This window comes from Nonomuraea thailandensis (assembly GCF_024172165.1).
Taxonomy (GTDB): Bacteria; Actinomycetota; Actinomycetes; order Streptosporangiales; family Streptosporangiaceae; genus Nonomuraea; species Nonomuraea thailandensis.
This window is the reverse complement of the sequence record NZ_JAMZEB010000002.1, coordinates 128953-141111: the sequence shown is the minus strand read 5'-3', so window position 1 is coordinate 141111 and position 12159 is coordinate 128953. Positions and strand designations below refer to the sequence as shown.

10 protein-coding genes are annotated in these 12159 nt (G+C 70.4%); 5 read left to right on the top strand and 5 right to left on the bottom strand.

Annotated features, from left to right (window positions below; genetic code table 11):
* Positions 1-28: 28 nt before the first annotated feature.
* A complete protein-coding gene (locus HD597_RS04790; protein WP_253740481.1) occupies positions 29-1576 on the bottom strand; it encodes a GMC family oxidoreductase in 1548 nt (515 codons plus the stop codon).
* A gap of 151 nt (positions 1577-1727) precedes the next feature.
* Here HD597_RS04790 and HD597_RS04785 point away from each other — a divergent pair, with 151 nt between their 5' ends.
* The 5 genes from HD597_RS04785 to HD597_RS04765 all read left to right on the top strand — a co-directional run bounded on the left by HD597_RS04785 (position 1728) and on the right by HD597_RS04765 (position 6723).
* A complete protein-coding gene (locus HD597_RS04785; RefSeq protein ID WP_253740480.1) occupies positions 1728-3263 on the top strand; it encodes a long-chain-fatty-acid--CoA ligase in 1536 nt (511 codons plus the stop codon).
* 64 nt (positions 3264-3327) lie between these two features.
* The gene (locus HD597_RS04780) at positions 3328-3987 is read left to right on the top strand and encodes an HAD family hydrolase (RefSeq protein WP_253740479.1); all 660 of its coding nucleotides are present in this window, start codon (positions 3328-3330) and stop codon (positions 3985-3987) included.
* Positions 3988-3996: 9 nt separating this feature from the next.
* Positions 3997-4938, top strand: coding sequence for a phosphotransferase (locus HD597_RS04775; protein ID WP_253740478.1), 942 nt, complete (start codon positions 3997-3999; stop codon positions 4936-4938).
* 151 nt (positions 4939-5089) lie between these two features.
* On the top strand, positions 5090-6388 hold the full coding sequence (locus HD597_RS04770) for an extracellular catalytic domain type 1 short-chain-length polyhydroxyalkanoate depolymerase (protein WP_253740477.1): 1299 nt from the start codon (positions 5090-5092) through the stop codon (positions 6386-6388).
* Positions 6389-6558: 170 nt separating this feature from the next.
* Positions 6559-6723: a hypothetical protein gene (locus tag HD597_RS04765; protein WP_253740476.1), complete on the top strand. Its 165-nt coding sequence runs from the start codon at positions 6559-6561 to the stop codon at positions 6721-6723.
* Positions 6724-6812: 89 nt separating this feature from the next.
* Here HD597_RS04765 and HD597_RS04760 read toward each other — a convergent pair whose 3' ends face one another.
* The 4 genes from HD597_RS04760 to HD597_RS04745 all read right to left on the bottom strand — a co-directional run bounded on the left by HD597_RS04760 (position 6813) and on the right by HD597_RS04745 (position 12079).
* Positions 6813-8072 (bottom strand): SAM-dependent methyltransferase, encoded by a 1260-nt coding sequence (locus tag HD597_RS04760; RefSeq protein ID WP_253740475.1) that lies wholly within the window; start codon positions 8070-8072, stop codon positions 6813-6815.
* A gap of 8 nt (positions 8073-8080) precedes the next feature.
* Positions 8081-9430, bottom strand: coding sequence for an FAD-binding oxidoreductase (locus HD597_RS04755; protein WP_253759229.1), 1350 nt, complete (start codon positions 9428-9430; stop codon positions 8081-8083).
* Between the two features lie 130 nt (positions 9431-9560).
* Positions 9561-10544 (bottom strand): NAD(P)-dependent oxidoreductase, encoded by a 984-nt coding sequence (locus tag HD597_RS04750; RefSeq protein ID WP_253740474.1) that lies wholly within the window; start codon positions 10542-10544, stop codon positions 9561-9563.
* Entirely contained in the window at positions 10541-12079 is a 1539-nt protein-coding gene (locus HD597_RS04745) for a serine/threonine-protein kinase (protein ID WP_253740473.1), read from the bottom strand. The genes HD597_RS04750 and HD597_RS04745 overlap by 4 nt, the downstream gene beginning before the upstream one ends.
* Positions 12080-12159: the final 80 nt, after the last annotated feature.

Genomic DNA, 12159 nt, shown 5'->3' with positions numbered 1-12159 from the left:
GTCGAGACTACGCAAGTGACCACTTACGTCAAGCCTTGCTCGCCCTGATCAGGTCGGCCCCCTTCTCGCCGATCATGATCGCGGGGGCGTGGGTGTGGCCGCGGTTCAGCGTCGGCATGATCGACGCGTCGGCCACCCTGAGCCCTTCGACGCCGCGCACCCGCAGCTCCGGGTCCACGACCGAGTTCTCGTCGGTGCCCATGCGGCAGCTCCCGACGGGGTGGTAGAGCGTCTCGCCGCGCTCGCGTACCCACTGGGCCAGCTCCTCGTCGCTCTCCGGCCCCCAGTAAGGCGCCATCGGCCCGCCCGCGTACGGCTTCATCGCGGTCGTCGCGAACACGTGCTTGGCCGCCTTCAGCCCCTCGACCAGGCGCTTGACGTCGGCCTCCGCCGTCAGGTAGCCGGGGTCGATCACCACGTCCCTGCCGCTCAGCCCGATCCTGCCGCGGCTCTCCGGCTGCAGCAGCACGACCCCGACGGTGAGCCCGTGACCGGTCGGCGGCGTGAAGCCGTGGTCCACGAACGGCACCGGCGCGAAGATGAGCTCGATGTCGGGCGCGGGCTCCTCCGGCGAGGTCTTGATGAAGGCCACGGCCTCCCCGACGTTCGTGGTGAGCATGCCGGAGCGCAGCACGATGTAGCGCAGCAGGTTGACCAGCGACTCGGCCTTGGTCAGCGTCACGGGCTGCCTGCACTCGACGAACACGCCGCTCGACAGGTGGTCCTGAAGGTTCTTGCCGACCTCGGGCAGCTCGTGCACGATCGGCACCCCGGCGTCGCGCAGCTCGTCGGGCGCGCCCACGCCGGAGCGCATGAGCAGGTACGGCGAGCCGATCGCGCCCCCCGCCAGGATGACCTCCAGCCTGGCCTTGATCGGGGCGCCGCCGCTGTGCTCGATGCCCGTCGCGCGCCTGCCGTCGAACGTCACCCTGTCCACGGTGGTGTTCGTGATCACGTGGAGGTTGGGCCGGGAGAGGGCGGGGCGCAGGTAGGCGTCGGCGGAGCTCCATCGCCTGCCCCGGTTCTGGGTGACAGGGGTGGGGCAGTAGCCCTCGTTGCTGCGGCCGTTCAGCTCGGCCAGCCGGGTGTAGCCCAGCTCCTCGCACGCCTTCAGGAAGACGCCGGTGGTGACGTTGGGGCTGCGCAGCTCGGAGATGTGGAGCGGGCCGTCGGTGCCGTAGACGCCGCCCTGGTTGCTGCCGATGCGGCGCTCGGCCTTGGTGAAGTAGGGCAGCACGTCGTCGTAGGCCCAGCCGGGCACGCCCCACTGGTCGTAGTCCTGCTGGCAGCCGCGCACCCACATCTGCGCGTTGAGCGAGGAGGAGCCGCCCAGCACCCGGCCGCGGGGCCAGTAGAGCTCGCGGCCGGACATCTCGCTCTGCTTGGCCGTCTGGAAGGCCCAGTCGTACTCGGTCTTGAACAGCTTGGCGAAGCCGGCCGGCATGCGGATCTCGAGCTTGTCGTCCTTGCCGCCCGCCTCGACCAGCGCCACCGATATGCCGGGATCCTCCGACAACCTGCCGGCCAGCACGCAGCCGGCCGAGCCCGCTCCGACGATCACATAGTCGAACTCCATGACACCCCTCCAAGGGGTAAGTAACTTCCTACTTGCTTACTTCACGCGGGGCGGGCGCGTCCATATGCACTTGTGACCTGAGTTACCTACCAGTCGGTATGCGGGTCCTGCGAAGATGTCGCCGAAGCCGTGCTAAAGGGAGGAAGGCGTCATGCTCAACCTGTCGATCGTCCTGGAGGACAGCGCCAGGAACACCCCGGATGGCACCGCGATCGTCTTCGGCGACATGCGGCTGCCGTTCTCCATGATCGACACCGTAGCGAACCAGGTTGCGAACCTGTTGGTGACACGCGGCATCGGCAAGGGCGACAAGGTCGCGCTGGCCTGCCCGAACCTGCCGTACTTCCCGTTCGTCTACTACGGCATCCTGAAGGCCGGGGCGACGGTGGTGCCGCTGAACGTCCTCCTCCAGCCGCGTGAGATCGCCTACCACCTCGACGACAGCGACGCCAAGGCGCTGTTCTGCTTCGAGGGCACGCCGGAGCTGCCGCTGGGCGAGCGCGGCAAGGCCGGGTTCGAGGCCGCCGAGGGCTGCGAGCACTTCTTCGTGCTGCCCGCCACGCCGCTGGCGACCGAGTCGGAGTACGGCGAGTCCTTCTGGGCGGCGCTCGGCGGGATGGCGGCCGAGTTCGAGACCGTGCAGACCGCGCCCGACGACACCGCGGTGATCCTCTACACCTCGGGCACCACCGGCCAGCCCAAGGGCGCCGAGCTCACCCACCAGAACATGCTGATGAACGCCATCATCAGCGACCGCATGTTCCCCCGCACCGAGGGCGGCGACACGTACCTGGCGGTGCTGCCGCTGTTCCACTCCTTCGGCCAGACGACCGTCATGAACACCGGCTTCCTGCGCGGCTCCACGGTCGTGCTGATGCCACGCTTCGAGCCGGGCGAGGCGCTCGCGATCATGGCGAAGGAGGGGGTCACGTACTTCGCGGGCGTGCCCACCATGTACTGGGCCATGCTCACGAAGATCCACAGCGAGGGCGCCGAGCTGCCGCGATCGCTGCAGGTCGCCGTCGCCGGCGGCGCGTCCTCGCCGGTCGAGGTGCTCAGGGACTTCGAGGAGACGTTCGGCGTCGGCATCCTGGAGGGCTACGGGCTCTCGGAGACCTCGCCGGTGGCCTGCTTCAACCAGATCGGCAAGCCCGCCAAGCCCGGCACGATCGGCACCCCGATCTGGGGCGTGGAGATGAAGCTGGTCGACGGCGACTGGAAGACCATCGAGGGCGAGGGCCCCGGCGAGATCGCCATCCGCGGCCACAACGTCATGAAGGGCTACTACGGCCGCCCCGAGGCCACGGCCGAGGTGATGAAGGACGGCTGGTTCCGCACGGGCGACATCGCCACGCGCGACGCCGACGGCTACTACGCCATCATCGACCGGGCCAAGGACATGGTCATCCGGGGCGGCTTCAACGTCTACCCGCGCGAGGTCGAAGAGGTCCTCATGACCCACGAGGCCGTGTCGCTGGCCGCCGTCGTCGGCGTCCCGCACGACTCGCACGGCGAGGAGGTCAAGGCGTACGTCATCCGCACGCCCGGCGCCACGATCAGCGAGGACGAGCTGGTCGCCTGGGCCAAGGAGAACCTGGCCGCCTACAAGTACCCGAGGATCGTCGAGTTCCGCGACGCCCTGCCGATGACGGCCACGGGCAAGATCCTCAAGCGCGAGCTCCGCTGACCTGATCGTCGTCGAGGCGCGGGCGCACTCGTCCGCGCCTCTCGCCTTCCTGGACGGAGGCCTGGTGCTCGCCCTCTTCGACCTGGACAACACGCTGGTCGACCGGCTGGACGCGTTCCGGCGGTGGGCCGCCGAGTTCGCCGCCGAGCGGAAGCTGGGGCCGCGGGCCGTGCCGTGGCTGGAGGCGGCGGACGCCGACGGGTCGGTGCCCATGGACGCCTTCTTCGCCCGCGTACGCGATCGGTTCGGGCTGCCGGAACCGGCCGGGGAGCTGTGGCGGGCCTACCGGGCGCGGCTGCCGCACCTGATCCGGTGCCGGCCGGAGGTGCTGGACGGGCTGGAGCGGCTGCGGGCGGCCGGCTGGACGGTCGGCATCGCGACGAACGGGATGACCGACAACCAGACCGGCAAGATCCGGCACAGCGGGCTGGCCACGCGGGTGCACGGGTGGGCCGTCTCGGAGGCGGAGGGCGTGCGCAAACCGGATGCCCGGCTCTTCGCGATCGCCGCCGCGCGGTGCGGGACGTCCCTGGAGGGCGGCGGCTGGATGGTCGGCGACGACGCCGTGAACGACATCGAGGGCGGGCGGAGCGCGGGACTGCGCACGATCTGGATCGATCGGGGCCGCACCCCGCAGGCGCCCGCGTCCGACCACGTCGTGGGCGACGTGGTCGCCGCCATCGGGCTGCTCGCCGGGATGCGCCTCCCCGGCGCGGACCGGTAGCTTTCCCCCATGCGTGATCGACCGGACGACTTCGACGAAGAGCTGCTGCGCCCCGCGCTGAACGACTGGGGCATCAAGGCGGCCACGCTGGACTACGCGCCGGTCGGTTTCGGCGACTTCCACTGGATCGCGACCGGCGGCGGGCGGCGCTGGTTCGTGACGGTGGCGGACGTGCGGCGGCGGACGTACGACGAGCTCCGGCTGGCCATGGAGACGGCGGCGGCGCTGCGCGAGGAGGCGGGCCTGGGCTTCGTCGTCGCCCCGCTGCGCGCCGCCGACGGCAGCACGCTGCGCCGCCTCGACGCCCACCGGTACGCCATGAGCGTGTTCCCGTACGAGGAGGCCACGGGCGGCGACTTCGGCGACGAGCTGCCGCCCGCCGAGCGCGGCCACGTCATCGACCTGCTGGCCGAGCTGCACGCCACCCCGCCACCGCTGTCCACCCCCGACCGCCCGCCGGCCCTGAACGGCCGGGCGGCGCTGGAGCGGGCGCTGGCCGACACCACCCTGCCCTGGCTCGGCGGCCCCTACTCGGAGCCCGCCCAGGACCTGATCGTCCAGTACGCCGGCCCGTTGCGGAGCAGGCTGGCGGAGTTCGACCGCCTGGCGGGCAGGCCGGGCGAGCCGGTGCTCACGCACGGGGAGCCGCACCCGGGCAACCTCCTGCGGGCCGGCGAGCGCCGCCTGCTGATCGACTGGGACACCGTCGGCATGGCCGTGCCGGAGCGGGACCTGTGGCTGGTGGCCAGAGACGACGACGACCTGGCTCGCTACACGAAGGCGACGGGGCGGGCGGTGGATCACGAGCTGCTGGCGCTGTACCGGCTGCGATGGGCGCTGGACGACGTGGCGGAGTTCGTGGAGTGGTTCCGCTCACCGCATGGGCGCACGGCGGACGCCGAGCAGTCGTGGGACGCGCTCACCGGCACGCTGGAGCAACTGACGCGGTAAGCGCCGAAACTTTCATCGCTGCGCACCCTTTCCAGGAGCTTCTTCGCAGCTCACTGGTCCGTAGTCATGCCCGCATACACCAGGCATGTTGCGCCGCCGAAATTTTCTGTGGACACTCGCAATATTTCGGCTGCCCAGCGAGAGGAACTCGATGAAGCTGAGAGCTCGCATAGCAAGCGCCATCATCGCCGCCGCGGCCCTCGTGGCGGCCGCCCTCATCACCGCGCCACCGGCCGCGTCCGCCCAGCTCACCGAGGTGACGGGCTTCGGCACGAACCCCACGAACCTGCGCATGCACCTGTACGTCCCCGACGGCGTGGCGGCCAGGCCCGCCCTGCTCGTGGCCGTGCACTACTGCACCGGCTCCGGCCCGGCGTTCCACTCCGGCACCGAGTTCGCCTCGCTGGCCGACCGGCACAAGTTCATCGTCGTCTACCCGTCGGCGACCAGGAGCGGGTCCTGCTTCGACGTCTCCTCGCCGCAGTCGCTCACGCACAACGGCGGCAGCGACCCGGTGGGCATCGTCTCCATGGTCAGGTACGTCCAGCAGCGCCACAACGCCGACCCCGAGCGCACGTACGTGACGGGCGCCTCCTCCGGCGGCATGATGACCAACGTGCTGATCGGCGCGTACCCGGACGTGTTCAAGGCGGGGGCGTCGTTCATGGGCGTGCCGTTCGGCTGCTTCGCCACCACCGACGGTTCGAGCTGGAACAGCACCTGCGCCAACGGCCAGCTCGTCAAGACCGCACAGCAGTGGGGCGACCAGGTACGGGCGGCCTATCCCGGCTACAGCGGGCCGCGGCCGCGCATGCAGATCTGGCACGGCACCGAGGACACCACGCTGCGGTACCCGAACTTCCAGGAGCAGATCAAGCAGTGGACCAACGTCCACGGTCTGAGCCAGGCGCCCAGCCTCACCGACCAGCCCCGCTCCGGCTGGACCAGGACCCGCTACGGCGGCACGGGCACGAAGGCGCCGGTGGAGGCGATCAGCCTTCAGGGCGTGGGCCACAACCTGCCGCAGGGCGGGATGGCTGCCATGGTGATCGACTTCTTCGGCCTCTCCGAGGGCGGCACCGACCCGTCGCCCACCATCACGCCCACCATCACGCCCACGGTCACGCCGCCGGTCGGGGCGTGCAAGGTCACGTACACGATGAACACGTGGAACACCGGCTTCACGGCCGCGGTCACGATCGCCAACACGAGCACGACCCCGCTCTCCTCCTGGAGCCTGGGCTTCACCCTGCCGGCCGGCCAGAGCGTCACCTCCGCCTGGAACGCCTCGCTATCGCCCAGCAGCGGCCAGGTGACGGCCAGGAACGTCGCCTACAACGGCGCCGTCGCCCCGGGCGCGTCGGCCTCGTTCGGCTTCCAGGCCACGCACGGCGGCAACACGGGCAAGCCGCCGGCCTTCACTCTGAACGGCACGGCCTGCACCGTCTGAGATGCTCCCCGGCCGGTCGGACCAGCGGTGATTGCGGGGCCGCGAACCGATCGGCCGGGGCCCGCCCGGCCCTGGAAAGGGCTTCACCTTTACCGCGCACGCGCTTGCCCCGACGCCGACTGTAGCCATACGGTCACTTTAAGCAGTCGGCGAGGGGAAGGAGAGCACACGTGGGCAGGCACGCGAAGCCCCACAACCCCAAGGAGCAGGCGCAGGAGTCGCAGGAGGATTCCGGCGCCGACGAGCATCGCCCGAGCAAGGGCCGGCACGCCAAGGACCGGCAGTGCCGCACGCCGGCCGGTCCGGCGCAGTCCTTGTCCGGGTCGGCGGGGTAGGAACGGAGCTTGCGGCAGCCGCAAGCTCCGTTCTCGTCTCACGCGACGGCGCGAGGGGTGGGCAGCGGCCCACCCCTGTACACCACCGGTCAGGGCCAGTCGCGGGCCGGGCGCAGCGGCACGCCGGAGCGGCCGTTCTCGTCCAGCTTGACGCCGAGCACCTGGTGGAGCTGGACCTTGTTGCGTTCGAAGCCGACGATGCAGCCCGCCATGTACAGGGCCCACACCCGGGCCGTGCCCATGCCGACCTCCTGGACCGCGTCCTCCCAGTTGGCGTCCAGGTTGTCGCACCAGTGGCGCAGCGTCCTGGCGTAGTGCTCGCGCAGGTTCTCCTCGTGGCGGATCTCGAAGCCGAGGTCCTCCATCTGCCTGATCAGCCAGCCCACCGACTCCAGCTCGCCGTCGGGGAAGACGTAGCGGTTGATGAAGCCGCCCTTGTTGAACGTCTTCTCCTTGCCGGTCGGCCGGGTGATGCAGTGGTTGAGGATGCGGCCGCCCGGCCTGAGCTTGCCGTACAGGAACTCGAAGTAGGACGGCACGTTGGCCTTGCCGATGTGCTCGGTCAGGCCGATCGAGCTCACCGCGTCGAAGCCGGACTCCTGGACGTCGCGGTAGTCCATGAAGCGCACCTCGGCCAGGTCCTGGAGGCCGGCTTCGGCGATCGCCTTCTGGGCGTACTCCGCCTGCTGGCGGCTGAGGGTGACGCCGAGGGCCTTGACGCCGTACTCCTTGGCGGCGTGCATGACCATGCCGCCCCAGCCGCAGCCGACGTCGAGCAGGCGCATGCCGGGCTCCAGGCCGAGCTTGCGCGCCACCAGGTCGAACTTGGCGTACTGCGCCTCCTCCAGCGTCGAGTCCTCCGTCGGGAAGCAGGCGCACGTGTAGGCCATGGACGGGCCGAGCACCCACTCGTAGAACCGGTTGGAGACGTCGTAGTGGTGGTGGATGGCCTCGGCGTCGCGCTGCTTGGCGTGCCGGGAGCCGAGCCTGGCCAGAGCGCTCTGGCGCATCTCCTGCGGGGGCGGCGGCACCCGCATGAGGAGCGGCTTGACGCCCAGCGCGCGCACCGCGTCGATCTTCTCGGACGTGGTCAGGTCGTTGGTGGTGATGTTCCACATCCGGTCCAGCAGCGAGTACATGTCGCCGTGGACGTCGATGTGGCCCGAGATGTACGCCCTGGCCAGCCCCAGCTCCCCCGGTGCCTGGGCCAGGTAGCCCACGGCGATCGGGGATTTCACCTCGATGGCCAGGTCGGCGCCGTCGGGCCCCGCCTTGCTGCCGTCGTAGGCCATGAACGAGATGTTCGCGCCAGAGCCGACGATCTTCTCAAAGATGGATGCGAGAGCCATCTGCTTGCTCACCTTCCCCGTACACACTTTTCGTACAGGTCCAGCAGGCGCCCATTCGGGTCGTATTCCCGCTTGACCGGCCAATAGGCATCGCCGTTGTACAGCTGCCAGAACTGATCACGGGCGTAGAACGAGGTCGAGTAGAGCGACTTGTGCCCGTCGAGATCGTGCACCGCACGCTCGATGAGCCGGTTGTAGTAACCGTCGAACTGCCCCCGTGGCAGTGGCACCATTCCCCAGAAACCGAAGTTGACGTAGAGCTTGCCCGGCTCGAGCGGGTAGATCGGCCAGCGGGAGCTCGCCCGCAGCGGACACATCCACACCGGGGTCATGCCCACCTTGTCGTGGAAGAACTCCAGGAACTCCGCGCCGCGCTCGACCGGCGTCTCGACGTCCTGGATGACCGATTCGCTCACGGGCTGGTCGCGCCACCTGCCGACGCGGGCCGTGAGGCCGTACTTGCGATCGAGCGCCACCAGACGCCGGTAGACGTCGGAGCGCATCCAGCGGCGCGGCATGAGCGAGCGGACGACCGACTGCTGCACGCCGAAGGCTCGCGAGCACCAGAACCAGTCGGTGTCCCAGCGCCACAGGTAGTCGCGGACCGTCAGCCAGTCGCGGCTGCGCTGCCTGATCGACTGGTAGTAGATCCGCATCCCCGTGTAGTCGGAGATGTAGGGCGCGCGCTCGGAGAAGCGGCCCAGCGTCAGGTACAGCTCGCCGGGCTCGAAGAACACGCCGTCCACGAAGTCGACGCGCTCGCCGTCGTAGACCATGCTGTCGCAGATCTCCTGCATGGCCAGCATGCACTTGCCCGCGTCGGTGAACTTGACGTGCGTCAGGTGCACGTACGGCTGGACCTTGCGCAGCCTGATCTTGATGCGCAACGCGTAGCCGAGCGTGCCGTAGGAGTTGGGGAAGGCGCGGAACAGGTCCCGGTGCTCGTTGTCGTCGCGGGCCACGACGACGCGCCCGTCGCCCGTGAGGATCTCCAGCTCCTCCACCGACTCGTGCGGCAGGCCGTCCCTGAAGCTGGTGGACTCGATGCCGAGCCCGGTCACGGCGCCGCCCAGCGTGATCGTCTTGAGCTGCGGCACCACGTACGGCATGAGCCCGTACGGCAGCGTGGCGTCGACCAGGTGCTCGTACGTCGTCATGCCCTGGACCTCGGCGGTCATGGTCTCGGGATCGACGCTGATGACCTCGTCGAGGTCCCTGGCCGAGAGCTTGGCCGTCCTGCCCCCGTCGCGGAACCTGAAGAGGTTGGACGTCGCCTTGGCCAGCCGGGGCGCGGCGCCGCCGGGGATCTCGGCGTACGACTGCCTGATCTGCTCTACTGCCCGCCGGTGTGTCGACATCGTCGTCGTCACGAAAGCACCCCCTTGAGCTGGTAGAGATCGTCCGTAAGACCGTATCTCCCAAGGGCGACCTCGAACAGACCGGGGTCGTTAAAGACACGAAAACTGTTCATCGTGCCAGGTGAAACCCCTACGGGGTAGGCGATTGCGTAAACTTCCTGGAGATCATAGGCGAAACGCCGTTCACCACTCCCTGCACCGCGCGGCCCTCGACGGCGGCGGCGAGGTTGTCCAGGACCGCGGCGACCAGACGCCCGGTGGACTCCGGCGTGACGCCCGCGACGTGCGGGGAGAGCAGCACGTTCGGCAGGTCGCGCAGCGGGTCGGCGGCCGGGAGCGGCTCGGTGTCGAAGACGTCCAGCGCGGCGCCGCCGAGGTGGCCGGCCGTCAGCGCCTCGACGAGCGCCCCCTGGTCGACCACGCCTCCTCTGGCCGCGTTGACGAGCAGGGCGCCCTGCTTCATGCTTCGGGGGTCGACCAGGCCGCGGGTCTCCTCCGACAGCGCGATCACCACGACCACCACGTCGCTGCCGGACACCAGCGCGTCGAGGTCCTGGTAGCCGGGGTCCTGGCGGGGCGTGCGGGTCCAGTAGGTCACCTCGCAGCCGAGCGCGCGGAACAGGTCGGCGCACATGGCGCCGATCGGGCCGTAGCCGATCACGCCGGCGCGGCGGCCGCGCAGCTCGTGCGGGAGCAGGCCCTGCTGGGGCCACTCGCCGGCGCGGACCGCCGCGTCGGCAGCGAGCAGCTTGCGCGACAGCGCCATCGTGGCGGCCAGGCACCACTCGGCGACCGCGCCGGCGCTGACGCCCGGCGTGTTGGCCAGCGGCACCCCGGCCGCGGCCAGGGCGGCGAGATCGTGGCCGTCCACGCCCACCGACGGCTGCTGCACGAACGCCAGCCCGGGCGCCGCCGCCACCGCCTGCGCGTCCATGACGAGGGCGCCCGTCCAGTCGCCGAGCACGATCTCCGTGCCGGGCAGCGCCGCGAGCAGCGCCTCCCTGTCGCGGGAGGCGGGCACGCGCAGCGTCACCCGGTCGCCGAGCGGGGCGAGCAGGCGGCGCATGGCCTGCTCGGGAAGCGGCGGGAGGGCGAGCAGGTTCCAGGGGCTCATCCCCCCACAGTAAAGCTGTTGATCACCTGCCGCATCAGTGCCCTGTTGCGCTGCCACTGCTCCTCGGCGACGGTCCACGACAGCACGTACGCCGTGTCGCCGATCGCCACGGCTCGGCGGATCTCGTGGTAGCGGGCGCCGGGGCGCACCCAGGGGGCGTCGTTCACCTCGCCCGCCGTCCAGGAGAACTCCCACTGCACGGCCTTGGCGCCCTGGTGCGTGACCGTCCTGCGGCCGCAGTTGACCACGCTCTGCGCGTTCTGCCGCAGCGTCTCCTGCCCGTCGCGGATGATCTGGTTCGGGTCGAGGCTGGCGTACACGGCCTCGACGCCGAGGTGGGCGTTGCCGTCCCTGCGGGTCCACTCGGTGTACGCCTCGCCGAGCGCGCCGCGCCAGCCGGTGGGCCGCATGATCGACCAGCCGTCCCGCGACCTCCACGCCCGCACCGCGGGCACGGCCCTGGTCGCGGTGGGCGACGGGGTGGCCGAGGGCGTCGCGCTCGGCGTCGGCGCCGCGCTGGGCGAGATCGCCTGCGTCGCGGCGGCCGGCTGGGTGGTGGCCCGCGGCGTGCCCTCGGCGGGCGAGGCGGTCCTGAAGTAGACGACCGCGCCGCCCGTGAGCACCAGCACCACCGTCGCGGCGGCGGCGAGCAGCGCCCTGCCGGGGCCCTGCCGCTTCTTCTTCTCCGGGACGTCGAGGTCCTGGGCCGCGGGCCTGGTGGCGATGATCGCCGCTAGCAGCCGGTCGGCCTCCTCGGCGTCCACACGGTCCTGGGGCTCCTTCTGGAGCAGCCCCTTCAGGACCGGGTGCATGGCCGGCGGGATCCTGCGGTAGTCGGGCTCCTCGGTGAGCAGCGCGTTGAGCGTGGCCATGGGGTCGCCGCGCTCGAACGGCGAGCGGCCGACCATGCACGCGTACAGGGTGGCGCCCAGCGACCACAGGTCGGAGGCGGGCCCCGCGTTCTCGGCGCGGACCCGTTCCGGCGCCAGGAAGCTCGGCGAGCCGGTCACCATGCCGGTCCTGGTCAGCGACGCGTCACCCTCGACCGTGGCGATGCCGAAGTCCATCAGCACGGCGCGGCCGTCCTCGGACAGCAGGATGTTGCTCGGCTTGACGTCGCGGTGCAGGATGCCCGCGGCGTGGGCGGTGCGCAGCGCGGACAGCACCTGCCTGCCCAGGTCCGCCGCCTCCCGCACCGGGAGCGCGCCCGTGGTGAGCACGACCTGCTCGACCGTCGGATGGCTGACCAGCTCCATCACGATCCACGGCCGGCCGTCCTCCTCGATCACGTCGTACACGGCGACGACCGAGGGATGGTTGAGCTTGGCCGCCGTACGGGCCTCCCGGGCCGTTCGCAAGAGCTGGCGCTCCTGGTCGCCGGGCGACATCGTGTCCGGCAGCAGCACCTCCTTGATGGCCACCTGCCGGTTCAGCAAAGTGTCGTGGCCTTCCCAGACCACGCCCATCCCCCCGCGGCCCAGTTCGCGCAGTAACTGGTAGCGCCCTGCGATGAGCCGGTTGCTATCCGAAACCATTTCCTACCCCTGTTGACCACCCGACAGTGGGCAAGTTTCCCATACCTCCCAGATCTTCGCCGGAAGTCGGAAAGGCCGCT